Genomic DNA, 23945 nt, shown 5'->3' with positions numbered 1-23945 from the left:
AACAAGATATCAGCCCAAATGAAACTTTCGTAGCCGTCGGGTTATCCGGCTGGCGGAAAGGCCGGACGGCGTGCGATCGTGCGAGCCCACCGCTTCTGGAGTCCTCCCATGCGCCCTGCCTTGTTCGCGTTTGCCCTTGCCACGGTCGCAACCCCGGCGCTCGCGCAGCAAGCGGCGCCCGCGCCGCAAGCCCCGGTGTACGAGTTGCGGATCTATTACCCCGCGCCCGGCAAGCTCGCCGCGCTCAACGCCCGGTTTCGCGATCACACGCTCAAGCTGTTCGAGAAGCACGGCATGCGCAACGTGGCGTATTGGAACGAGCAGCCGACCAAGGAGGCGCCCGAGGGACGGCTGATCTATGTGCTCGCTTTTCCCAGCCGCGAGGCAAGGGACGCGGATTGGCAGGCCTTCGGCGCGGATCCCGAGTGGCGCGCAGTGGTCGCCGCGTCGGAGGCCGGCGGCAAGCTGGTGACCAAGGTCGACAGCGTGTTCATGACGATGACGGACTATTCGCCGCGCCTCGCGCCATCGCGCTGAGGAGCGATGGTCTCGACCGTGTCGCTAGCTGCACCCTCTCTGCGGCCGCTTTCCGCGAGGAGGATGGCGCCTAATGGGCGGTTTCGAGACGGGCAGCTTTCGGCAGACGAAGCCCCGAGCGGCGGCTGATCACGTAGGATCGTTTGCTACCTTTGCCTTGTCCCGGGCTACGCTGCGTCGAGAAAACTCAACGAGGAAAGGCTTGGCGCGTTCTTTACCGCCCTCGCGGAATGCTGCCTGGGCTTCGTTTAGAAGCTGCTGGTCAGTTAGTTCGGCGTTGCTCATCTCGGCCCTCCGAAAGGCGATATTGACCCGATTAAGCGCAACGCTTGGCCGCGTCCAGCGACGGCTTTCAGGCCTACAACCGTTGGGCTTAGCGGCTACCTTTGGCCGGTAGCTGCCGTTGGATCCTGGTGTGCGAAAGCCTCCCCCCACCGTTCACCGATAGCGCAGCGTCTTCTCGAATCCCTCATTCGCCTTGGTCATCTTGGCCAGGCTCCTGAGGTGACTTCGAACATGCCGCACGAACCGCGTATCGTCATAAATGCCCGTCGCCGGATAGTCGTCCTGGCCGATCAGTTCCTTGAACCGCTTGGCGAGCGCCGCCTGATCGTTCGTGCAATCCGCGGCTTTCAACGCGCGGCACATCCATTCCTCGGGGGGGCCTGGTTATACTCGTCTTGCGCCGCATAGCCGCGCCCGTCCGCCGCCGCCTGATCGAGCCGCGAAGCCTCGAACCGGCGCTCGAGCCATCTCCGAACCAGTTCTCCGTCCCACGCTTTCGAAGGACTTGTCATCGCTCTCTCCCCACCGGGGCCCGTCAAGCCGGCGCGTTCTCCGCTATCAGCGCGTCGTCCTTCGCCGCGGCGCGCGCATAGGCTTCGCGCCCGGTCAGCCGCTCGAAATAGGCGGTGAACGCATCGCGCTTGGGCAGCGTGCCGAACAGCGTGCCCCAGCCTACCGCCGAGCCGACATAGACGTCGGCGGCAGTGAAGCGATCGCCGGCGATATAGGGATGCGCCGAAACCGCCGCCTCGAGCACGTCGACCGTGGCCGCGAAACTGCCATAGCCGAACATCCGCGCCTGTTCGGGCGCGGGATCGAACTTGGCGACATTGTTGGTTACTGCCTGCTCGACCGGTCCTGCCGCGAAGAACAGCCAGCGATAATAGTCCGCCCGTTCCTCAGGGCGCGGCGCAAGGCCCGCCTCGGGAAACGCCTCGGCCAGATAGGCGCAGATCGCCGCGCCTTCGGTCACGACCTTGCCCTCATGGACGATCGCGGGGACCTTCCCCATCGGGTTGATCGCCAGATAGCCGGCGCTCTTCATACGGCTCGCATAATCGACGAGCTCGGTACGATAGTCGGCACCGGTCTCTTCGAGCATCCAGCGGGTGATGCGCCCGCGCGACTGCGGATTGGTATAGAAAACAAGATCGTTCGACATGGCCGTTCTCCCGATTCGACGAGAACGTTACGTGAACGACACGATCGGCGTCAAGCCAGCGCGGTATCCAGCAAGGCGAGCAGCCGTCCCCAGGCGCGATCGGCCTGCGCCGGATCATAGACCTTGCTGTCGGGCGGGCACCAGCCGTGCATCGTGCCCTGATAGACTTCGATCTCGGCGGGCAGTTTCGCCGCGGCGAAGGCCGCGCGCAAGTTGTCCTTGTCGCCCGGCGCACGGGCATCGTCGTTCGCGGCGATCGCGATGAGGTAGCGCGCCTTCATTTGCGGAATGCGCGCGAGCATGTCGTCGGCCGCAAGCCCGCCGCCATGGAAGGTCGCACCCGCGCGCACCCGCCCCGGCGATCCCGCCGCGGTGAGCATCACCATCGGCCCGCCCATGCAATAGCCGGTGCTGCCTATTCCGCGCTTGCGGTCGACCTCTGCCTGCCTGTCGATCCACGCGACGAACGCTCCGGCGTCCCGAGACGTCGCGTCCGGGGTGAGCAGCTTGCGCCAGGGGCCGACCTTCTCGCCGAGCGCCTGATCGAAGCCCTGCCCGGGGGTTACGAACGGCGCCCTGGTCGAGCGGTAGAATTGGTTGACGGTGAGCACTGCATAGCCCGACTGGGCAAGCCGATCGGCCATCTGGCGAAAGGCGGGACGCAGCCCCATGATGTCGGGCCACACCAGCACGGCGGGATGCTTGCCGCCGGCGGGCGCGACGAAATAGGCGTCGGCGACCCCGTCCGGCGTCTTGATCGTGACGTCGCGGCCCTTGATCGCCAGCGCATTGGCAGGGACCGGCAGCAGCAGCCCGATGCCCGCCACCGCGGCGGCCGCACCAAAGCCGCGGCGAGTCATCGCGTCGCCGAGAAAGCGTTCATTGTCGGCGGCAGTCAGATCGTCACACATGCGGCATCTCCCTTGCGCAACCCGGCGAGTCGCGCAGCGAAGTTACACGCGCGGCATCACTGACGGAACAGCGTCTCGGCGGTGTGCACGACCGGGCCGGTCGTCTCCTCGGCGCCCTCGCCTGCCTCGGCGGCATGCGCCGCGGCGGTGCGCTCGGCGCGGAGCTGCTCGAGCAGCGCCTCGCGATCGCCTTCGAGACGGGTGTCGGTCGGCGCCTCGATTCCGGCGGCCTTCGCGGCCTTGGCGACCAGCGCATCGAGCTCGCGCTGCGAGGCGAGGCCCAACGTCACCGGGTCCTTCGGGGTGATGTTGGCGATGTTCCAGTGGCTGCGATCGCGGATCGCGGCGATGGTGGTGCGGGTGGTGCCGATCAGCTTGCCGATCGCGCCGTCCGAAATCTCGGGATGGTGGCGCAGGATCCAGGCAATGCCGTCGGGCTTGTCCTGGCGCTTGGAGACCGGCGTGTAGCGCGGCCCCTTGGTGCGGCGGATCTGCTCGGGGCCCTTGAGCATCTTGAGCACATAGTTCGGGTCGGCCTGGCCCTTGTCGATCTCTTCCTGAGTCAATTCGTGCGCGCGGACCGGATCGCGGCCGGTGAGCTTGGTCGTCGCGGTATCATCGGCGATCGCCTGGATCTCCAGGATGTGGAGGCCGCAGAACTCGGCGATCTGCTCGAACGAGAGCGAACTATTGTCGACCAGCCAGGAAGCGGTCGCATGCGGCATCAGCGGCTGGGCCACTTTTTCGTCTCCAGAAACAATAAGGGCCGCCCATCACGGGCGGCCGGGCTATGGTTCGGGCTTAATGCGGGAACGCCGCGAGAGCAAGGTTGCAAATCGGCGGGCCGACGCGGCGATCAGGCGGCTTCCTCGTGATCGTTCATCGGCCAGAGCGCGGCGAGGAACTGGCGCGCGCTCGCTTCCCAGGTGAAACTGCGGCCATAAGCGACGCACGCAGCGCGGTCCCTGGTCAGCGCTGCGCCGATCGCGAGGGTGAGATCCGCGTCCATCGCCCCCGTCTCGGGCGTGAGCACGTCGATCGGGCCGGTGACCGGATAGCCCGCGACCGGCACCCCGCAGGCGAGCGCCTCGATCATCACCAGCCCGAACGTGTCGGTCTTGCTCGGAAACACGAACACATCGGCGGCGGCATACGCCGAGGCCAGCGCGGCGTCGAACATCGGGCCGAGGAACTTCGCCTCGGGAAAGCGCGCTTGCAGCGCCGATCGCGCCGGGCCGTCGCCCACCACCACCTTGGTACCCGGGTGCGTGGTCTTGAGGAACGCCTCGAGATTCTTCTCGACCGCGACGCGCCCGACATAGAGCTGCACCGGGCGCTCGAGGTCGGCCATTGCCGGATGCGGCGCGATGCCCGGATGGAAATTGGCGAGGTCGACCCCCCTGCCCCAATGCTTCACATGGCTGAGGCCGTGCGCGATCAGCGACTCGCGGATCGACGGGGTCGAGGCGAGGATCGCCTGGCTCGGCGCATGGAACCAGCGGATATAGCGCCAGATCCACTCGGCGGGCACGCCCGAGCGCGCCGAGACATAATCGGGGAATTGGGTGTGGTACGCCGTGGTGAACGGCATATGGTTGCGCAGGCACCAGCGCCGCGCCGCGACGCACAGCGGTCCTTCGGTCGCAAGGTGGATCGCGTTGGGGCGGAACGCCTCGAGCATCGCGCCGACGCTGCCGGTGCTGGCGAGCGCGAGGCGGATCTCGGGATAGGTCGGGCACGGCAGCGAATAGAAACGGTCGGGCGAGATCACTTCGACGCGGTGCCCCTGCGCCTCGAGCACCCGGCGAACCGACTGGAGCGTGCGGACGACGCCGTTGACCTGGGGTTCCCAGGCATCGGTTATGATTGCGATGCGCACCTCGTCGACTCCCGTCGCCGCCGTCACGCCGCCTCTAGTCTGGCCCCGGATTCGGGCGCATCGCGCGCCGCTATCTCGTCGGCCCAATGGAGTATTTCCATGGTACCGTCGTAGTGTTCGACGAGCGCGGTGCAACCCTCCACCCAATCGCCGTCGTTGTAATATTCCACGCCCTGGATCGTGCGCATCTCGGCTTTGTGGATATGCCCGGCGATCACGCCGTGGATTCCGCGATGCGCCGCCTCGTGCGCCACGATCTCCTCGAACTTCGAAATGAACGAGACTGCGTTCTTGACCTTCTGCTTGGCATATTTGCTCAGCGACCAATATGGCAGGTTGAACAGCCGGCGGACGCTGTTGAGCCAGCGGTTGAGCGCCATCATCCCCTCATAGGCGGCGTCACCGAGATGCGCGAGCCAGCGGTGCGACATGGTGATCGCGTCGAATTCGTCGCCGTGGAGGACGAGCAGGCGGCGGCCGTCGGCGGTCTCGTGGATCGCCTGGCGGAGAATCTCGACGCCGCCGAAATGCAGCCCGGAGAATTGGCGGAACATCTCGTCGTGATTGCCGGGGATATAGACGATTCGCGTGCCGCGCTTGGCGCGCTTGAGCACGCGCCAGACGATGTCGTTGTGCGTCGCCGGCCAATAGAGCCGCTTCTTCATCGCCCAGCCGTCGATCATGTCGCCGACCAGATACATCGTCTCGCTGTCGACGTGATCGAGGAAGTCGATCAGCATCTCGGCATTGCAGCCGCGCGTGCCGAGATGGACGTCGGAAATCCACACCGTGCGGTACTGCCGGCGCCCGCCGATCGTCCGCTCGGGAATCGCCGGCTGGAGGGCATGGAAGTCGCTGAACTGCGCTGTGTCGAACGGAAGCCTGGTGATCGTCGCCATGATCGTTCCCCCGCGGAAGCTTGTCCTGCGAAGCCCTATGCCCGGCGAATGTTACAATCCGAATCGCTGGTCAGGCGGTGATCGGAATATGCTTGGGATCCGCCGCGACGCGCGCCAGCCATGTGCGGACGTTCGGATAGGGCTGCAGATCGAACCCGCCCTCCCCGGCCACGTGGGTATAGGCATAGAGCACGATATCGGCGAGCGTGACGCGGTCGAGTACCAGGAAGTCGCTCCGCGCGAGATGCGCGTCCATCAACGCAAGCGCCGCTTCACCCGCCGCGATCTTGCCGGGCAATTGCGCGCGTTGCAGATCGGTTAGGTTCGCTTCGCCCACCAGCGTCCGCCAGAAGCGCACCGTCGCGATGTTGGGCTCGTGATTATATTGCTCCCAGAACAGCCAGCGCAGCATGTCGGCGCGCGCGAAGCGGGCCGCCGGGATCAGGTCGCTGCCGTCGGCGACATAGAATGCCGCGGCATTGCTCTCGGGCAGAAAATCGTCGCCGAGTTGGAGAACCGGGATGCGGCCATTGGCGTTGACCTCGCTCAGGAATTGCGCGGTGCGCGTCTCGCCTTTCAGAATGTCGTACTCCCGCCGTTCGAGCGGCAGTCCGACATGCGCCGCGGTGAGGCGGATCTTGTAGCAATTCCCCGACAGCGCGTACTCGTGCAGCACGAACGGACCCATGATGCTCCCCTTATTGGTGCAGCGCCTTTCCGCGCTCCAGAGCCCTCGCGTCAAACAAATAGCCCCACGCGCAGGATAAGGCGGGCTTATCACAACCCGATCGTGAAGGTTATTCCGCCGCCTTCACCGGCGGCTCCGCCGGCGCCGACTCCGCGACCGCGCTGGCGACGAGCGAGTCGAACGAGCTGCCGTCGAAGCCGAGCTCCTTCATCAATCCGTCGATCACCGGCGCCTGCGCGCGGTAGCGCAAAGCCGCCGACACCGCCGAATTGGCAAGGTTGCGCTCGCCATCGCCGTCATTCGCCACGCCGACCGACGCGCTCCCGCGGCCGGTGAGCCCTTCGACCTGGACGATCTTGATCGAATCGATCGCCTCGAGCGGCTTCGAAGCCTCACGGATCACTTCGGGCAGCACCTTGAGCAATGCCATCTTGGTCTGCAGCGAGACCTGGTCCGACGACAATATGTTCGCCGCTTCGTTAACCGCGCGCTGCCCTGCCGCCTCGACTTCGAAGCGGACGCGATCGGCCTCCGCGCGTAGCTTGGCGGATTCGGCCTCGCCCTCCGCGCCCAGCCGCGCGGCCTCGGCGCGGTCGGCCGCGGCAGCCTTCTCCGCCTCGGCCTGCACCTTGATCCCGATCGCCGCGCGCTCGGCTTCGCGCGAGGCATCGATCAGCTCGATCCGCTTCTGGCGCTCGGCGACCTCGGCCTCGCGCGCCGTGCCGACGCGTTCCTCGGCGACCACGGCCTCGGCGCGCGCCTCATCGGCCTTGGCGCGCGCCTGGCTTTCCTCGCGGCTCTTGTTCTGGACTGCGATCTGCTGCTCCTGCCGCGCCAGCTCGAGCGCCTGGGTCTGCGCGATCTTGGCCTCCTGCACGGCGCGATCGGCTTCGATCTGCTGGGCGTCGACCAGCTTCTTCGACTCGATCTTGGCCTGGTCGGCTTCCTGCTGGCGGAGCGACTGCTCGCGCGCGACTTCGGCACCCTGCGCGGCGCGGCGCATCTCGATCTCGCGCTCCTGCTCGAGCCGGGCGAACTCGGTGTCGCGGCCGATCAGGAAAGACTGGCGCTCGGCTTCGAGATTCTTGGTCTCGATCTGGACGCGGGTGTCCTGCTCGATGTCGTTGCGTGCTTTCTTGCGCAGCTGGATCTGCTCGGTGAGCTTGGTCAGGCCCTCGGCGTCGAACGCGTTGTTGGCGTTGAAATGCTCGATCGAGGTCTGGTCGAGCCCGGTCAGCGACACCGACTCGAGTTCGAGCCCGTTCATCGCGAGATCCACCGACGAGACCTGCTGGACCTTCTGGACGAAATCGGCGCGCTGCTCGTGGAGCTGCGCCATCGTCATCCCCGCGGCGACCGAGCGCAGCGCGTCGACGAACTTGCCCTCGACCAGTTCCTTGAGCGCATCGGGGTGCATCGTGCGCATGCCGAGCGTCTGCGCCGCGGTGGCGATCGCCTGCGCGTCCGGTTTCACCCGGACGTAGAATTCGGCCTTGACGTCGATGCGCAGCCGGTCGAGCGTGATCAGCGCGTCCGAATTCTTGCGCTCGACCGCGAGCCGCACCGTGTTCATGTTGACCGGCATCGTCTCGTGGAACACCGGCAGCACCAAAGCGCCGCCGTTGATCACCACTTTCTCCCCGCCAAAGCCGGTGCGGACGAAGCCGATCTCCTTCGAGGCACGCTTGTAGAGCCGGGCGAGGATCAGCCCGAGGATCAGCAACGCTGCGAGCGAAACGCCGGCATAGATGAAATAGGGCAGCATCGAAGTTGCTCCTTGGGGCACCAGATCGTTCATCGGTTCAGCTTTCGAGACGCGGCAGATGGAAATCGCCGCGGGAGATGGCACGGAACAGATCGCCTTCGCGGCGAACGAGCAGCACGCGCTCGCCCTCTTCGAAGACCTGTCCGCTCTGATCGGGTTCGACCATGACGTAATGCGCCTGGCCGTGATGGTCCTCGGCGCGGGCGCGGGCGGGCGAGCCCAGGGTCGCGCGGCCGGTGATCACTTGCGCGGACCTGCCGATCAGCGCTTCGAGCGGCACGGCGGTCGTATAGTCGCGCGGCAGGATCCGGGCGAGCCCACGCGCCGCGAAGCCGGTGAGCGGAAGCGCGCCGACCGTCACGGCAGGTACCGCGATCCACGCACCCAGCGGCGCGCCGGTCGAGTCGACCATCGCCTGCTGGAGGATCAGCCCGGCCGTCCCGAAGATCGCGAGGAAGACGACGATGAGCATCAGCAGCGGCAATTGGCCGACGCCGAGCCAGCTCAGCAGATTGAAATCGGCATCGGCATGCAGATCGGCATGGAGATCGCCTCCGATATGGTCACCCAGGCCGACGAGCTGCACCAGCCCGATCAGCAGCATCAGGACGATCGCCGAGACGAAGGCGACATTCTCCGATGCACCAAGAAACGAAAGCACTTCCCCACTCCCCCGAGTCGCAGGCAAGTCTAGGGCCGCGTCCGGGGACTCTCTAGCGAAATCGGCCGGGCGATGTACCCGGCTCGCCCCCGGCCCCGCGCTCAGAGGATTCCCAGCTCCTCGCGGCGGCGCACGACCGAGCGATGATAGAGCCAGCCCCAAAAGGCGATCCCCGCAACATAAAGCCAGCCCCACGCATGCGCCCAGAATGGGAAGAAGAAGCCCTGCCGCAGATCGCGGCCGACTTCCTGCATCAGCTGCTCGTTGCCCGCCTCGATCAGCGGCGTCTCGACCAATTTCCAGCGGTTGTTCGAATAGAGCACGAAACCATATTCGGAATACCAGCCGAACGGCATGCCGAGAAAGCTCCACTCGCGCACCGAATAGCCGAAACGCGGCCGCTGATACGCTGCGACCAGCTGGGCCGGCGGCGCCCGTCCGGCGAGCACCAGCACCTGATAGAGCAGCTGCGCCTTGGTCGGCGGATGCGGCACGTGAACCCCGTAAGCCCCGACGAGATATTCGAGGTTGGAGAGCACCTTGCCCGATCCTTCGGGAAGCGCCGCGACGTCGGCGACCGCGCGATGCTGATCGCTCAACACCCAGTCCCGGGGCGACATCAGCAGGATGACGACGAGCGCCGCGATCAGCGCGCCCCCAAAGACGTTTTTCAGCATTCTTCCCCCCGGATTCCCCCGCAACTTAACAAAGTGTTGCGGCAGCGCCAGCCCGAACCCGCGCCACGCTATAAGAGTCCCGAGGAGTGCCCGAATGACGCTGCAGGATCTTTACGAGGAACATCGCGAACTTTTCAGGATCGGCGCCAGGCTGATCGAAGTCGCCGCTCTGGATTCGCCGCGGATGCAGGACCTGATCGCGGTCCGCCGCGAGATGGCGCAGGCACTCGCCCGGCACCTCGGCAACGAGGCGCGGCTGGCGCTGATGCCGCTGGGCGCCAGCCCCGATCCCTATGACCGCGCGCTCGCCCGGCGCTATACCAGCGACTTGATGATGCTGCGCCAGGCAAGCAGCGCGCACATGGGCCAGTGGACGAGCGAAGCGATCCTGGACGATCCGCGCGAATACCGCCTGGCGGTGCGCGGCCTGCTGCGGATGACCGCGGCCCGCCGCGACTGGGAGGAAGCCGAATTTCTCCCCGCTGCGGAGCGGCTCGCCTCGGGCCGCCGCGAACCGCTGCGCAAGGCGGGGTAACCCCTTCCCTCTCCCGTCGGGAGAGGGTTGCACAGACTTAGTCTCTGCAAAGCAGAGGCTTAGTCGGAGCTGGGTGAGGGGATCGCCCTATCGATAGCAGGAAAACCCTCACCTAGCTCCGCTAGGCAGCAAGCTGCCAAGCTGCGCTACCTCTCCCACGGGAGAGGAAATGAGCCTATTCCACCGTCAGCACGATCTTCCCGACATGCTCGCCCGATTCCATCCGCCGATGCGCCTCGGCCGCATCGGCGAGCGGGAAGGTCGAATCGATCACTGGCTTCAAGCGCCCCTGCTCGACGAACGGCCACACCGTCCGCGTAATCTCCTCGGCGACGAGGCTCTTGAACTCGGTATCCCGGGCGCGCAGCGTCGAGCCGGTGATCACCAGCCGCTTGCGCATCACTTGCCACAGCGGGATCGTCACCTGGGCGCCGCGCTGGACCGCGATCGAGACGTGCCGCCCCTCTTCGGCCAGGCATTCGAGGTTGCGCGGCACATAGTCGCCACCGACCATGTCGAGCACGATATCGACTCCACGCCCGCCAGTGATGTCCATCACCCGCGCAACGAAATCCTCGGTCTTGTAGTTGATCGCCTCGGCGGCGCCCGCCCGGCGCGCGGCCTGGCATTTAGACTCGGAGCCGGCAGTGACCAGCACGGTCAGCCGGAACAGCCGCGCCAGCGCGATCGCCATCATGCCGATCCCGCTGGTGCCACCATGGACGAGCAGCCAGTCGCCATCGGCGGCATAGGCCCGCTCGAACACATTGGTCCACACGGTGAACAAGGTCTCCGGCATCGCCGCCGCCTCGATCATCGTCAGCGCGGGCGGGACCGGGAGACACTGGCCGAGCGGCGCGACGACATACTCGGCATAACCGCCGCCGCTGACCAATGCGCAGACCGCCTGGCCGATCATCTCGCGCGGCGCACCGGAGCCGACCGCGACGATCGTCCCCGCCGCCTCGAGCCCGAGAATCGACGGCGCACCCGGCGGCGCCGGATACAGCCCCATGCGCTGCATCACTTCGGGGCGGTTGACCCCGGCGGCCGCCACCTTGATCAGAACTTCGCCCTCGCCCGGCACCGGCACGGGGCGGGTGGCGGGGACCAGGACCTCGGGGCCGCCGGGCTGTTCGGGATCCACGGCTAGCATCGTTTCGGGGACGGTCATCGTTTGTGCTTTTCGCCCTCGGTAGAAACCCGAGGCCTTATTGACATCGCCCCGGCCAGGGTCAACGTTAACGATATGGACGCCGACGAAAATTTGCCGCGTCGCAACCACGACCTCGCGGCGCAATTGGGCAAGCAGGACCTCGATCCGTTTTCGGTCGACGAGCTGAACGAGCGCGTCGAACTGCTCGAAACCGAAATCGCGCGCTGCAAAGCCAAGATTCAATACGCCGTTAATCACCGCGCAAGCGCCGACGCTCTATTCAAGAGATGAGCGTGAAAACACCGGATGCGGCGGCAAACGCCAAGTTTCTCCGGTGCAAGGGTAGCATGCTTGATGCGGGCCTCCGCCATCCCGACATAGCGGGAAAGGGGCCGCGTATCCTTTCGGGCCCAGTGGAGTTGTATCCAAATGCCTAGTTTCGCCTCCGCCCTCGAATCGACCCTGCACAAGGCGCTCGAGGCCGCCTCGTCCCGCCGCCACGAATATGCGACGCTCGAGCATCTCCTGCTGGCGCTCGTCGACGACGAGCATGCCTCCAAGGTGATGAGCGCATGCGGTGTCGATCTCGCCGAGATCAAGAGCACCGTCGCGCATTATCTCGACACCGAGCTCGAGGCACTGAAGGTCGAGAATTCGACCGATCCGTCGCCGACCAGCGGCTTCCAGCGCGTCGTTCAGCGCGCGATTCTCCACGTCCAGTCTTCGGGCCGCGACGAAGTGACCGGCGCCAACGTGCTCGTCGCCTTGTTCAGCGAGCGCGAAAGCTATGCGGTCTATTTCCTCCAGCAGCAGGACATGAGCCGGCTCGACGCAGTCAGCTTCATCAGCCACGGTGTCGGCAAGGGCTCGACTCCGAGCGAGGCGAGCACCCCCAAGGGCGCCGACGAGGAGAAATCGCCCAAGTCCGAAGCCAAATCGGGCAAGGGCGAAAGCGCGCTCAAGCAGTTCACCGTCGACCTCAACGAGAAGGCCAAGGCCGGCAAGGTCGATCCGCTGATCGGCCGCGGCCCCGAAGTCGATCGCACGATCCAGATCCTGTGCCGCCGCAGCAAGAACAACCCGCTCTACGTGGGCGATCCGGGCGTCGGCAAGACAGCGATCGCCGAAGGTCTGGCGCGCAAGATCGTCGAGGGCCAGGTCCCCGAAGTGCTCAAGGAAGCGGTGATCTATTCGCTCGACATGGGCGCCTTGCTCGCCGGCACCCGCTATCGCGGCGATTTCGAGGAGCGGCTCAAGCAGGTCGTCAACGAGCTCGAGAAGCTGCCCCATGCAGTGCTGTTCATCGACGAGATCCACACCGTGATCGGCGCGGGCGCGACCAGCGGCGGCGCGATGGATGCGTCGAACCTGCTCAAGCCGGCGCTGTCGGGCGGCACGATCCGCTGCATTGGATCGACCACCTACAAGGAATTCCGCAATCACTTCGAGAAGGACCGGGCGTTGCTCCGGCGCTTCCAGAAGATCGACGTCAACGAGCCTACGGTCGAGGACACGATCAAGATCATCACCGGGCTGCGCAGCGCCTTCGAGGGGCACCACAACGTCAAATACACCCCCGACGCGATCAAGTCGGCAGTGGAGCTCAGCGCGCGCTACATCAACGACCGCAAGCTGCCCGACAAGGCGATCGACGTGATCGACGAAGTCGGCGCGATGCAGATGCTGGTGCCGCCGAACAAGCGCAAGAAAGTGATCACCACCAAGGAGATCGAGCAGGTCATCGCGACGATGGCGCGCATCCCGGCCAAGTCGGTCTCGTCCGACGACACCCGTGTGCTCGCCAATCTCGACCTCGACCTCAAGCGCGTCGTGTTCGGGCAGGACAAGGCGATCGAAGTGCTCAGCTCGGCGATCAAGCTGTCGCGCGCGGGTCTCCGCGATCCGGACAAGCCGATCGGCAACTACCTGTTCTCGGGGCCTACCGGCGTCGGCAAGACCGAAGTCGCGCGCCAGCTCGCCGAGATCCTCGGCATCCCGCTCCAGCGCTTCGACATGTCCGAATATATGGAGCGCCATTCGGTCAGCCGCTTGATCGGCGCGCCTCCGGGCTATGTCGGCTATGATCAGGGCGGTCTGCTCACCGACGCAGTCGACCAGCAGCCGCATTCGGTGCTTCTGCTCGACGAGATCGAGAAGGCGCATCCCGACCTGTTCAACATCCTGTTGCAGGTGATGGACAACGGCAAGCTCACCGATCACCACGGCAAGACGGTCGATTTCAGGAACACCATCCTGATCATGACCACCAATGCCGGCGCATCGGACATGGCCAAGGAGTCGATCGGCTTCGGCGAGAGCAGCCGCGAGGATATCCAGGAAGAGGCAGTGAAGAAGCTCTTCACCCCCGAATTCCGCAACCGCCTCGATGCGATCGTGCCGTTCGACTATCTGCCGACCGAAGTCGTGGCGCGAGTGGTGGACAAGTTCATCCTCCAGCTCGAGCTCCAGCTGGCGGACCGCGGCGTCCACATCCAGCTCGACGACGAATCGAAGACCTGGCTCACCTCGCGCGGCTATGACAAGCTCTATGGCGCGCGTCCGATGGGCCGCCTGATTCAGGAGAAGATCAAGCAGCCGCTGGCCGAGGAACTGCTGTTCGGCAAGCTCGTCCATGGCGGCGAAGTGTCGGTCAAGCTCAAGGACAACGCGCTGGCCTTCGAAGTCACCCCGGCCGCGCCCAAGCCCAAGAAGGGCGGCGGCAAGAAGGCCGAGAAGATCGAAGCGAAATAGGCTCGGCTTTATCACGTAACAGGACGGGCCGGAACGCGAGTTCCGGCCCGTTTTTCGTCGGGCAGCGGCCGTCACGGCTTGTCAGGGCCCGCCGGGTGTAGCATCCACGCAATACAGGTCTCATGAGGGGCAATATCTTGCGCTATCGACTTTTCGTCGCGGTTTCGGCAGCAGCTCTCGCCGCCTGCACCGGCATTTCCCCCGCGGCGGCGCAAAATGCTGCGCCAGCCGCGACTCAGCAGGCCGCGTCTGCGCTCCACGCGCTCTTCAAGGAAAGCGACGAAGACAATCTCCGCCGCAATCCGATCAACGCCCTCTTTCGCGGCGACATGCGCTATGCCGACCAGCTCGGCGACAATATCAGCGACGCCTATTTCGACGCCGAGCGCGCGGCGGGCGAGAAGGACCTCGCCGCGCTGCGCCGGATCAATCGCGCCGCGCTGTCTGAGACCGACCAGCTCGCCTACGACATCTTCCAGTGGCAGACCGGGCTTGCCCTGCGCTCCCTGAGCCCCGCCATCCTGCCGCTCAACGTTGTCCGGCCGATCGATCATTTCACCGGCCTCCAGACCTTCTATCCCGACCTCGCCTCAGGCCAGAGCGCGGCGCCGTTCAAGACGGTCAAGGATTACCAGGACAGCATCAGCCGCCATCATCGCTATGCCTGGTATATCGACCAGTCGATCGAGCGCTTCCGCCAGGGAATGAAGGCGGGAATCGTCCAGCCCAAGCTGGTCGTCCGCAACGTCATTGACCAGCTCGACCTCCAGCTCGCGCAGGGCGTCGAGGGATCGACCATGTATGCGCCGCTCAAGGCGTTCCCGGCCGAGATTCCCGCCGCCGATCAGGCGCGGCTGCGCACCGAGACCGCGGCCGCGATCCGCGACGAGATTCGCCCCGCCTATCAGCGCCTGCGCGACTTCCTCGCCAAGGAATATCTGCCGGCCGCCCGCGAAGGCGTCGGTCTCGTCCACATGAAGGGTGGCCCCGCGCTCTATTCCTTCCTGATCGAGCAGAACACGACGCTGCCGCTCTCCGCCGACGACGTCCACCAGCTCGGGCTCAGCGAAGTCGCGCGCGTCCACCGCGAGATGGAGGGGGTCAAGAACCAGACCGGCTTCAAGGGCAATCTGCAGGCCTATTTCGAATTCCTCCGTACCGACGCCAGGTTCCGCCCGGCGAGCAAGGAAGCGCTGCGCGACGAATATTACGCGATCGGCAAGCGCGTCGACGCCCGCGTCGGCGGCATCTTCTCGACCTTGCCCAAGACCAGGCTCGAAATCCGCCCCGTCCCCGAATATCGCGAGAAGACCGACGCTGCCGGCTCGTATTTCCCCGGCGCACCCGACGGATCGCGGCCGGGCGTATTCTATTACAACAGCTACGACCTGCCCTCGCGTTCGACCTGGGGGCAGGAGACGCTCTATCTGCACGAAGGCGCGCCGGGGCATCACTTCCAGATCAGCCTCGCGCAGGAGAATGAAGCGCTCCCCAATTTCATGCGCTTCGGCGGCAACACCGCTTATGTCGAAGGCTGGGCGCTCTACGCCGAAACGCTCTGGGATGAGCTCGGCATGGAGACCGACCCGTATCAGCGCTTCGGCGGGCTCAACGACGAAATGCTGCGCGCGATGCGGCTGGTGGTCGATTCGGGCATCCACGCCAAGGGCTGGACCCGCGATCAGGCGATCAAATACATGCTCGACAACAGCTCGATGGGGAAAACCGACGCGACCAGCGAAGTCGAGCGCTATATCGCGATGCCCGGGCAGGCGCTCGCCTACAAGATCGGCCAGCTCAAGATCCTCGAGCTGCGGGCCAAGGCCGAGAAGGCGCTGGGCGCAAAGTTCGACCTCAAGGAATTCCACGCCCAGGTGCTGATGACCGGCGCCCTGCCGATGAACATCCTCGAGCAGAAGCTCAACCGCTGGATCGCGTCCAAGCGGCGCTGAGGGTTCGAGCCGATCGCCAGTTTACGTCCTCCCCGCGAAGGCAGGGACCCATCTCCCGCGGTATCCGCGAACGCACGGTAGGTCTGCTGCACACTCAGGAGATCGGCCCCTGCCTTCGCGGGTGATGCCTTTAGGTCCTCAACCTCGGGTTGCGTTCGATTGATCGATTCCTGGACGCGTAGCGAACGCGGGTGGCTGCTCGCCGCCCGGCGAGTTCGGGGCCGGAACGCTTGCGCAAAACGTTGCGCTTCCGATTCAAACCAGATCATTCCCTATGGACTCGAAGTCGCGGGTGAGTAACCTTGCGCTTGTCTGATCTATATCAATAGCGAGTCGCACGGGGCAAAGTACCGTCCGAGACATTGGATGGTTCAACGTCACCGGGGGTTAGGTCAATTGCAAATCTGATGAGGCGACCGCCCCCTGGCGAGGCGCGCTGTATTCGTGATTCCTAAGCTCTTGCAGGTATTTACTGCCTGCATGCGGCAACGCGACAGAGGAGACGGACGTGCCCACCTATACCGGCAATAACGGCAACAACACTATCAACGGTTCCAATGGCAACGACACCATTTATGGTCTCGGTGGGAACGACCGGCTTTATGGCCGTGGTGGCAACGACACCATCTATGGCGGCACCGGCAACGACCATATCGAAGGCAATGACGGCAACGACACGCTCTACGGCGAGGACGGCAACGACGACATCTTCGGCGGCACCGGCAACGACACCATTGGCGGCGGCTCGGGCAGCGATACGCTCTACGGCGACGCCAATGACGACACCCTGACCGGCGGCACCGGCAATGACGAGCTCCACGGCGGCACCGGCAACGACAATTTGTCGGGCGACGCGAACGACGACACGCTCTGGGGCGAAGACGGCACCGACAACCTCAACGGCGGGGCGGGCTTCGACGCCTTGTACGGCGGCAGCGGCAACGACACGCTGGACGGCGGCGGCGATGATGACCAGCTCGCCGGCGGCACCGGCAATGACGCGCTGATCGGTGGCGACGGCAACGATACGCTCGACGGAGAGGACAACGACGACACGATTTCGGGCGGCAACGGCAATGACCAGCTCCATGGCGGCAACGGCAACGACAAGCTGACCGGCGGCGCGGGGCTCGACTATCTCGATGGCGGCGCCGGCACCGACACCGCAATCTATTCGGGCTCGCTCGCCGATTATACCATCTACCGCCTCGGGCCGATCACCGGCGTGCTCCATAACGGCGTTGGCGGTCCTGGGTCGGGCGCGGACGGCGCCGATCTTCTGGTCTCGATCGAGCGGCTGCAATTCGCCGACGTCACCATCGATCTCACCGGCAACAATGCGCCGATCGCCTCCAACGATGCAGTCGCGCTCACCGAGGATGCCGGCAGCTACAATAGCGGCACTGCGAGCGTGCTCGCCAACGATTATGATTTCGAAGGCGACACGCTCACCGCCACGCCCGGCGTGTTCAACGGCACCTATGGCACGCTGACGCTGGCCGCCAATGGCACGTATAACTATGTCCTCAAGCCGGTCGCGCAGACGCTTGCGCAGGGCCAGGTGGTGCAGGACAGTTTCACCTATACGGTGTCGGATGGCAGCGCCACGGACACCGCCGCGCTCGTCTTCACCATCACCGGCCTCAACGACGCGCCCGTCGCCAACCCCGACACCGCGACGACGAGCGAAAACGCCAGCGTGCTGATCAACGTCCGCGCCAACGATAGCGATGTCGACAATGGCGCGGTGCTCACCGTCACCGCGGCCTCTGCGCCCGCCGGTCAGGGCACCGCGACGGTGGTCTCCAACCAGGTCCAGTTCAATCCGGGCAGCGACTTCAACCATCTCGCAGTCGGCGCTACCCAGACCGTAACGCTCAACTACACGATCGCCGACCAGTTCGGCGCGACCAGCGCGTCGACCGTCGCAGTGACCGTCACCGGCACCAATGACGGCCCCGTCGCCAATCCCGACACGGCGGCGACCAGCGAGAATGCGACGATACTCGTCAATGTGCTCGCCAACGATACCGATGCCGATGACGGCGCCGTGCTCACCGTCACCACTGCCACTGCGCCGGCGGGACAAGGCACCGCGTCGGTGGTCGGCAATCAGGTCCAGTTCAATCCCGGAGCCGATTTCGATCACCTGGCGGTCGGCGCGACGCAGGTCGTCACGGTCAGCTACGCGATCCAGGATCAGTTCGGCGCGGCCAGCGCGTCGACTGTGTCGATCACCGTGACTGGCACCAATGATGGCCCCGTGGCCAATCCCGACAGTGCCGCGACCGGCGAGAATGCGACCATCCTCGTCAACGTCCTTGCCAACGACACTGACGCCGATGATGGCGCGGTGCTCACCGTCACCGCAGCCTCCGCTCCCGCAGGCCAGGGCACCGCAACGGTCGTGGCCAATCAGGTCCAGTTCGTGCCCGGCACTGATTTCGACCATCTCGCAGTCGGCGCAACGCAGGCCGTCAACGTCAGCTACAGCATCGCCGACCAATTCGGCGCGACCAGCACCTCGACCGTCGCGATCACCGTCACTGGCACAAATGACGGTCCGGTGGCCAATCCCGACAGTGCGACGACGAGCGAGAATGCCGGCGTCGTGATCAACGTTCTCGCCAACGACACGGATGCCGATGATGGCGCGGTGCTCACCGTCACCGGCGCCTCGGCACCCGCCGGTCAGGGCAGCGCCTCGGTAGTCGCCAATCAAGTGCAGTTCGTGCCCGGCACTGATTTCGACCATCTCGCAGTCGGCGAGAGCACGGTGGTGACTGTCAATTATGCGATCACCGACGATCATGGCGTCACTTCCGCCTCGACCGTAGCGATCACAGTCACTGGCACCAACGATGCCCCGACGATCGACGCCGGCGGAACCGACGCGACCGGCGCGGTCACCGAATTGCCCAACGGCGATCCCAATGAGAACGCCTTCACCCATCAGGACAGCGGCGTGATCGCGTTCGACGATCCGGATGTGAGCGACACCCACAGCGCCAGCTTCGCGCCTCAAAGCGGGGGTTATCTCGGCACCTTCAGCCTCGATCCGGTCAACCAGGCGGGCGACAATGTCGGCTGGCATTTCGCCGTCGACGACAGCACTATCGACTTTCTCGACGAAGGCGAGACGCTGACTCAGGTCTACACCGTCACCGTCGATGACGGCCATGGCGGCACGGCGACGCAGGACGTCACCGTCACGATCACCGGCGAGGCCGACAATCTGCCGCCCGACGCGGTCGATGATTCCTATACCGTCCCCGGCAACGTCACGCTCACCGTCGACGCCAATGACGGCGTGCTGGCCAACGATACCGACGACAATGGCGTTGGCACCGGCCCGGGCGAGGCATCGGTCACTGCATTCGATGCGGCTTCGGCCAATGGCGGGACGGTGACGGTCAACCCCGACGGCTCGTTCAGCTACGAGCCCCCGGTCGGGTTCAGCGGCGCCGACAGCTTCACCTACACGCTCACCGATGCCGATGGCGAGACCGACACCGCGACCGTGACGATCAACGTCGGCGCGAACACCGTGTGGTTCATCGACAATGCCGCGGTCGGCAGTGCCAATCTCGGCACCCAGGCCGATCCGTTCACGTCGCTTGCCGCGTTCAACGCGGCGCAGGGCACGCCCGATGGCCCCGCCGCGGGCGAAACCATCTATCTGCGCGAAGGCACCGGCACCTATGCCGAGGCCGACGGCATCAACCTGCTGAGCGGCCAGACATTGGTCGGCGGCGGCCAGGATCTGGTGATCGGCGGCGATACCCTCGAGCAAGGCACCGGCCGCCCGACCATCGTCACCACCGGCGGCACCAACAACGGCGTCGATCTCGCCCAGAACAACCACGTCTCGGGCCTCGACATCGGCGACACCACCGGCGCCGGGCTGGCCGACAGCGGCGGCAGCGTCGGCAGCCTGGTGATCAGCGACGTCGGCAAGTCGGGCGCCGGCCAGATCATCGACGTGGATCAGGGCGGCACGCTCGACGTTACGCTCAACAGCGCCGCATCGACTGCGTCGACGGGCGGCGCGATCGACCTCGCCGGAGTCGGCGGCAGCTTCACCGTCACCGGCGCGACGACGATCACCGGCACGCACAGCGGCGGCGGTGTCGACATCACCGGCTCGTCGCTCAGCGCGAGCTTCGCCGGCGGCGGCACCGTCGCGACGGCGAGCACGACGGCAGTCAATTTCGTCGGCAATAGCGGCGCGCTCGCGCTCGGTGGCGGCTTCGACATCGTCACCACCACCGGCGCCGGGCTCAACGCCAGCGGCGGCGGCACGGTGACCGCCACCGGCGCCGGCAACAGCGTCACGTCGGCGGGCGGCGTCGCGGTGTCGGTCGTCGGCACGGCGATCGGCGCGGCCGATCTCAGCTTCGAGAGCATCTCGGCCGATGGCGGCAGCTACGGCATCCGCCTCAACGGCACCGGCGCGGCGGGCGGGCTGCACGTCACCGGCACCGGCGCCACCGAGGGTTCGGGCGGCACGATCCAGAATATCGGCATCCGCGGCGTCGAAGCGATCAACACTGCCGAACTCGAGCTCGGCAATGTAGCGCTGACCAACGCCAACACCGTCAACGGCAGCTCGACCGACCTCGACGTGAGCGCCTCGAATGCCGCGATCTACCTTAGCGGGGTGAATGGCGTCGCGCTGACCAATGTCGACATCAACGGCGCCGCCGACACCGGCGTGGTCGGGATCAACGTCGCCGATTTCGTGATGGACGGCAGCTCGATCACCCAGGCGGGCAACGCGCCGAACGAAAGCGGCATCGAGTTCGTCAATTTGTCAGGCACGTCGTCGATCTCGAATACCGAGATTTCCTTCGCGGAGACCAACGGGCTGGACATCGTCAACACCGACGTCGACCTCGACCTGGTGCTCGACAACGTCGTCTTCCGCGACAGCCAGACGACCGGCTCGGGCGGCCCGGCCAATGGCAATGGCGATGGCGGGCTGCAATTCCGCAGCTTCAGCACCGCGGCGGGGGCACCGGTGACCCATATCGAAATTGTCGACAGCGATTTCGTCCGGCTGCGCACCCAGGCGATCCAGATCATCGGCAATGACGATAGCGTGCTGAGCGTCGACGTGGTCAACAACCAGATCGACAGCCAGGCCGATATCGGCATCGGCGTCGATCTCGCCGCCAGCGGCGCGGCGCAGTTCGCCTTCAACGTCATCGACAATGTGGTGCAGAGCCGCGGCGGCAACGCGATCAACGTCACCGGCTCCGGCGGCGCCGACCTCGAAGGCCGGATCAACGGCAACACCATCACCGCCAACGGCATCGGTGCGGGGATCCGCATCCTCCCCCAGGACACCGGCACCACGGCGATCGTCGAGGCGCGCGACAACAACATCGTGATGGGCACCGGCAACGGCAGCTCGGCGATCGACGTCCAGGCGCGCTTCGGTGACGCCCGGCTCGACCTGACGCTCGACAACAACATTCTCGATTCGAACCCGAGCGCGCTGGCCGACATCAACATCACCGCAGGCTCTTCGGCAGCGGGCGAGACCAATCAGGTCTATGTCAACATCATCAACAACGACGTCCTCGCCGGCGGGCCGACCAATCTGCTCCGCCTGCGCACTTCGGATCTCGACGGCACGAGCGATCCGCGCATCTTCCTGCAGGGCTTTGTCGAAGGCGGTCCGGGGCTCGACGACGATGCCGTCGCGACGTGGAACGCCAACGGCAACACCCCCGTCGCGACGCCCGCGAACATCAACGTCACCCAGACCGGCGGGGCGACGTCACCGAGTGCAGGCACCGCGCTGGTGCCCGACAACCCCACTCCGATGATGCTGTTCGCCGCGGCCGAATTGTCATTCCTCGCCTTCGATCAGGACGGGCCCCAGCTGGCGGCCGAAAGCTTCATCGACTATGCCGCAGCCTCTTTCGAGTGGACCGACCACGGCCATCATTCCGAGCCGCTCCATTATGCGGGACTGACGCTCTAGCCGCCGAACACCTGCTCCCGCGCGCCTTGCGAAGCGAAGCGCGCGGTCAGGTCGAAGCTCTCGCCGTCGAACACCGTACGGACATAGGTGATCGCTTCGGCCTCGCGCCACGTCCAGCGTTCGAGCACCAGGCAGGGCCGGTCCGCGCCGAGATCGAGCAGGCCCGCCGCATCCCCCGCAGCCGCGGCGGTGATGCGGTGTTCAGCCTCGGTCCACGGCACGTGCGCGAGCAGCCAGCTTCCCGGCGGCGTCGCGGCGAAGTCGGCCTCGCGCGCTTCGGGGACCGCGGCAAGGTTGATCAGCCGCGCCTCCACGGCATAGGGTCGCCGGTCGGCGAGATGGACGCAGCGCAGCGCCAGCAACTCGCGTCCCGCCGGCAGACGCAGCAGCCCCGCTTCTGCGCTATTTGCGGGATGAACGCTGCGCCCTACCAGCCGCAATCCATAGACATGCCCGCGCTTCTCGATCTCCTCGCGGATATCGGGGATCTGCAGCGCCGCCATGTGGATCCGCGGCCGCGTCACGAACGATCCGCGCCGCCGCTGCCGCGCGATCAGCCCCGCACTGGCCAGCGCCGACAGCGCCTTGTTCACCGTCATCCGCGAGCAGCCATATTCGGCCATCAGCTCGTGCTCGAACGGAATGCGGTCGCCGGGGCGCAGCGCGCCCGACATGATCCGCCCCTCGATCGCGCTGCGGATCGCCTGGTAGAGCGGGCGCTTCTGGGTCATGCGATCCCCAGCCCGGCGAGCGCGGCCGTATAGCGCCGCACCACTGCGTCGCGCGCGACATGCCGCCCGCCGCGCACCCATTGCCGGCCGCCGCGCCAAACCCCGTCGACCATCCCGCGTCCATTGGCGAACACGAACGCGTCGAGCAAGGCGTCGCCGCTGCGGCCGGCCAAAGTCGGGTGCGCGCGATCGAGCGTCACGAAATCGGCACGCGCGCCCGGCGCGATGTCGCACTCCCCTGCCGCCAGTGCCTGCGCCCCGCCCCGCCGCGCGGCATCGAACAGCGCCCGCCCGGTCGACGGGCAGGCGTCGCTCGATAGCAAATTGCGCGCCCGATGGGTCAGCCGCTGCGAATATTCGAGGCTGCGCAGCTCGTGCGCCAGATCGATCAGCACGTTCGAATCCGAGCCGACTCCGAAACGCCCGCCCGCCGCGAACAGCTCAGCGGCAGGAAATATGCCGTCGCCCAGATTGGCTTCGGTGATCGGGCACAGCCCAACCACCGCGCCGCTGCGGACAACCGCGTCCAGCTCCGCGGGCGTGACGTGCGTGGCATGCACCAGGCACCAGCGCGCGTCGACCGGCGCATTGCCGAGCAGCCATTCGACCGGCCGCAGGCCGCTATGCCGAAGACACGCCTCGACTTCGCCGATCTGCTCGGCGACATGGATATGTACGGGCCCCCCGGCGCCAACCGCCAGTGCCGCGTAGAGCCCCTCCGGCGTGACCGCGCGCAGGCTGTGCGGCGCAACACCGACCCGCGCATCGGCAAGCCCCGCCACTGCATCGCGCGACGCCGCGATCAGTCGCGCATAGCCATCCGCGTCGTGCACGAACCGCCGCTGCTCGGGCCTGGGCGCCGCTCCGCCGAAACCCGAGGCCATGTAGAGCACGGGCAGCAATGTCAGCCCGATCCCGGTCTCCGCCGCCGCTGCGGCGATCCGCGCGCCCATCTCCGCCGGGTTCGCGAACGGCGTGCCGTCGCGATCGTGATGGACATAATGAAACTCCCCCACCCGCACGAACCCCGCCTCGAGCATCTCGACAAAGGCGAGCGCGGCAATCGCCTCGAGCGCGTCGGGCCCGATCGCATTGGCGAAGCGATACATCAGGTCGCGCCACGTCCAGAAGCTGTCGGTGCCGGGCCCGCGTCGCTCGGCCATCCCCGCCATGCCGCGCTGGAAGGCATGGCTGTGCAGGTTCGCCACCCCCGGCAACCCCGCGCCGTGACGCTCGTCCCCCGCATGAGGTGCATCATCGGGCATCACCGCGACGATGCGGCCGTCCTCGGCAGTCACCCGAACGCGCTCGGCCCACCCGTCCGCCAGCAGCGCCGTCTCGAACCACCAGGATTGCATACCGCC

The 23945-nt window shown here is 66.0% G+C and carries 20 protein-coding genes; 6 read left to right on the top strand and 14 right to left on the bottom strand.

Annotation, left to right across the window (positions count from 1 at the left end; genetic code table 11):
* The first annotated feature begins 108 nt into the window (after window positions 1–108).
* Complete coding sequence (locus E5A73_RS14400; RefSeq protein WP_135964529.1) at window positions 109–537, top strand: NIPSNAP family protein; 429 nt, start codon at window positions 109–111, stop codon at window positions 535–537.
* A 129-nt stretch (window positions 538–666) separates the two neighbouring features.
* Here the strand turns inward: E5A73_RS14400 and E5A73_RS21420 are convergent, their stop codons facing one another.
* From E5A73_RS21420 to E5A73_RS14350, 11 genes are all read right to left on the bottom strand, one after another.
* Entirely contained in the window at window positions 667–822 is a 156-nt protein-coding gene (locus tag E5A73_RS21420) for a hypothetical protein (RefSeq protein ID WP_168355935.1), read from the bottom strand.
* Between the two features lie 153 nt (window positions 823–975).
* Entirely contained in the window at window positions 976–1173 is a 198-nt protein-coding gene (locus tag E5A73_RS21775; protein WP_240700192.1) for a hypothetical protein, read from the bottom strand.
* 184 nt (window positions 1174–1357) lie between these two features.
* Window positions 1358–1984 carry a glutathione S-transferase family protein gene (locus tag E5A73_RS14390; protein ID WP_135964528.1) on the bottom strand — a complete coding sequence of 209 codons (627 nt, stop codon included), beginning with the start codon at window positions 1982–1984 and terminating at the stop codon, window positions 1358–1360.
* A 50-nt stretch (window positions 1985–2034) separates the two neighbouring features.
* Window positions 2035–2895: a dienelactone hydrolase family protein gene (locus E5A73_RS14385; RefSeq protein ID WP_135964527.1), complete on the bottom strand. Its 861-nt coding sequence runs from the start codon at window positions 2893–2895 to the stop codon at window positions 2035–2037.
* Between the two features lie 56 nt (window positions 2896–2951).
* A complete protein-coding gene (locus tag E5A73_RS14380; RefSeq protein WP_135964526.1) occupies window positions 2952–3635 on the bottom strand; it encodes a DUF1013 domain-containing protein in 684 nt (227 codons plus the stop codon).
* A gap of 116 nt (window positions 3636–3751) precedes the next feature.
* Window positions 3752–4774, bottom strand: coding sequence for a glycosyltransferase family 4 protein (locus tag E5A73_RS14375; protein WP_135964632.1), 1023 nt, complete (start codon window positions 4772–4774; stop codon window positions 3752–3754).
* Between the two features lie 23 nt (window positions 4775–4797).
* The gene (locus E5A73_RS14370) at window positions 4798–5673 is read right to left on the bottom strand and encodes a UDP-2,3-diacylglucosamine diphosphatase (protein ID WP_135964525.1); all 876 of its coding nucleotides are present in this window, start codon (window positions 5671–5673) and stop codon (window positions 4798–4800) included.
* Window positions 5674–5743: 70 nt separating this feature from the next.
* A complete protein-coding gene (locus tag E5A73_RS14365) occupies window positions 5744–6361 on the bottom strand; it encodes a glutathione S-transferase family protein (RefSeq protein WP_135964524.1) in 618 nt (205 codons plus the stop codon).
* Window positions 6362–6470: 109 nt separating this feature from the next.
* Window positions 6471–8126 (bottom strand): flotillin family protein, encoded by a 1656-nt coding sequence (locus tag E5A73_RS14360; protein WP_240700191.1) that lies wholly within the window; start codon window positions 8124–8126, stop codon window positions 6471–6473.
* Window positions 8127–8163: 37 nt separating this feature from the next.
* On the bottom strand, window positions 8164–8787 hold the full coding sequence (locus E5A73_RS14355) for a YqiJ family protein (protein ID WP_135964522.1): 624 nt from the start codon (window positions 8785–8787) through the stop codon (window positions 8164–8166).
* 101 nt (window positions 8788–8888) lie between these two features.
* Window positions 8889–9464, bottom strand: coding sequence for a hypothetical protein (locus E5A73_RS14350; protein WP_135964521.1), 576 nt, complete (start codon window positions 9462–9464; stop codon window positions 8889–8891).
* A gap of 94 nt (window positions 9465–9558) precedes the next feature.
* On the opposite strand from E5A73_RS14350, the gene E5A73_RS14345 reads away from it, so the two are divergent.
* Window positions 9559–9999 (top strand): hypothetical protein, encoded by a 441-nt coding sequence (locus E5A73_RS14345; protein WP_135964520.1) that lies wholly within the window; start codon window positions 9559–9561, stop codon window positions 9997–9999.
* Between the two features lie 175 nt (window positions 10000–10174).
* On the opposite strand, the gene E5A73_RS14340 is transcribed toward E5A73_RS14345, so the two are convergent.
* A complete protein-coding gene (locus tag E5A73_RS14340; RefSeq protein WP_240700190.1) occupies window positions 10175–11173 on the bottom strand; it encodes an NAD(P)H-quinone oxidoreductase in 999 nt (332 codons plus the stop codon).
* A 75-nt stretch (window positions 11174–11248) separates the two neighbouring features.
* Between E5A73_RS14340 and E5A73_RS14335 the strand changes: the two genes are divergently transcribed.
* The 4 genes from E5A73_RS14335 (at window position 11249) to E5A73_RS14320 (ending at window position 21850) form a co-directional block, all read left to right on the top strand.
* Window positions 11249–11446 (top strand): DUF1192 domain-containing protein, encoded by a 198-nt coding sequence (locus E5A73_RS14335; RefSeq protein WP_135964519.1) that lies wholly within the window; start codon window positions 11249–11251, stop codon window positions 11444–11446.
* Between the two features lie 138 nt (window positions 11447–11584).
* Window positions 11585–13906 (top strand): ATP-dependent Clp protease ATP-binding subunit ClpA, encoded by a 2322-nt coding sequence (gene clpA / locus E5A73_RS14330; RefSeq protein WP_135964518.1) that lies wholly within the window; start codon window positions 11585–11587, stop codon window positions 13904–13906.
* Between the two features lie 137 nt (window positions 13907–14043).
* The gene (locus E5A73_RS14325; protein WP_240700189.1) at window positions 14044–15858 is read left to right on the top strand and encodes a DUF885 domain-containing protein; all 1815 of its coding nucleotides are present in this window, start codon (window positions 14044–14046) and stop codon (window positions 15856–15858) included.
* Window positions 15859–16366: 508 nt separating this feature from the next.
* Window positions 16367–21850 carry a beta strand repeat-containing protein gene (locus E5A73_RS14320; RefSeq protein ID WP_135964516.1) on the top strand — a complete coding sequence of 1828 codons (5484 nt, stop codon included), beginning with the start codon at window positions 16367–16369 and terminating at the stop codon, window positions 21848–21850.
* On the opposite strand, the gene hutC is transcribed toward E5A73_RS14320, so the two are convergent.
* Together hutC and E5A73_RS14310 are read right to left on the bottom strand one after the other, a co-directional pair.
* Complete coding sequence (gene hutC, locus E5A73_RS14315) at window positions 21847–22581, bottom strand: histidine utilization repressor (RefSeq protein WP_135964515.1); 735 nt, start codon at window positions 22579–22581, stop codon at window positions 21847–21849. The two genes, E5A73_RS14320 and hutC, sit on opposite strands and share 4 nt — an antisense overlap.
* The gene (locus E5A73_RS14310; protein ID WP_135964514.1) at window positions 22578–23939 is read right to left on the bottom strand and encodes a formimidoylglutamate deiminase; all 1362 of its coding nucleotides are present in this window, start codon (window positions 23937–23939) and stop codon (window positions 22578–22580) included. Before E5A73_RS14310 ends, hutC begins: the two co-directional genes overlap by 4 nt.
* Window positions 23940–23945: the final 6 nt, after the last annotated feature.

The organism is Sphingomonas gei (assembly GCF_004792685.1).
Taxonomy (GTDB): domain Bacteria; phylum Pseudomonadota; class Alphaproteobacteria; order Sphingomonadales; family Sphingomonadaceae; genus Sphingomonas; species Sphingomonas gei.
The sequence above is the reverse complement of the archived record's forward strand: the minus strand, read 5'-3'. Positions and strand labels throughout refer to the sequence as shown.

Coding starts and splice junctions, on each gene's coding strand:
- E5A73_RS14400 (WP_135964529.1), top strand. CDS start 109: ATGCGCCCTGCCTTGTTCGCGTTTGCCCTTGCCACGGTCGCAACCCCG.
- E5A73_RS14390 (WP_135964528.1), bottom strand. CDS start 1,984: ATGTCGAACGATCTTGTTTTCTATACCAATCCGCAGTCGCGCGGGCGC.
- E5A73_RS14345 (WP_135964520.1), top strand. CDS start 9,559: ATGACGCTGCAGGATCTTTACGAGGAACATCGCGAACTTTTCAGGATC.
- E5A73_RS14360 (WP_240700191.1), bottom strand. CDS start 8,126: ATGCTGCCCTATTTCATCTATGCCGGCGTTTCGCTCGCAGCGTTGCTG.
- E5A73_RS14335 (WP_135964519.1), top strand. CDS start 11,249: ATGGACGCCGACGAAAATTTGCCGCGTCGCAACCACGACCTCGCGGCG.
- E5A73_RS21420 (WP_168355935.1), bottom strand. CDS start 822: ATGAGCAACGCCGAACTAACTGACCAGCAGCTTCTAAACGAAGCCCAG.
- E5A73_RS14385 (WP_135964527.1), bottom strand. CDS start 2,895: ATGTGTGACGATCTGACTGCCGCCGACAATGAACGCTTTCTCGGCGAC.
- E5A73_RS14340 (WP_240700190.1), bottom strand. CDS start 11,173: ATGACCGTCCCCGAAACGATGCTAGCCGTGGATCCCGAACAGCCCGGC.
- clpA (WP_135964518.1), top strand. CDS start 11,585: ATGCCTAGTTTCGCCTCCGCCCTCGAATCGACCCTGCACAAGGCGCTC.
- E5A73_RS14365 (WP_135964524.1), bottom strand. CDS start 6,361: ATGGGTCCGTTCGTGCTGCACGAGTACGCGCTGTCGGGGAATTGCTAC.
- E5A73_RS14350 (WP_135964521.1), bottom strand. CDS start 9,464: ATGCTGAAAAACGTCTTTGGGGGCGCGCTGATCGCGGCGCTCGTCGTC.
- E5A73_RS14310 (WP_135964514.1), bottom strand. CDS start 23,939: ATGCAATCCTGGTGGTTCGAGACGGCGCTGCTGGCGGACGGGTGGGCC.
- hutC (WP_135964515.1), bottom strand. CDS start 22,581: ATGACCCAGAAGCGCCCGCTCTACCAGGCGATCCGCAGCGCGATCGAG.
- E5A73_RS14370 (WP_135964525.1), bottom strand. CDS start 5,673: ATGGCGACGATCACCAGGCTTCCGTTCGACACAGCGCAGTTCAGCGAC.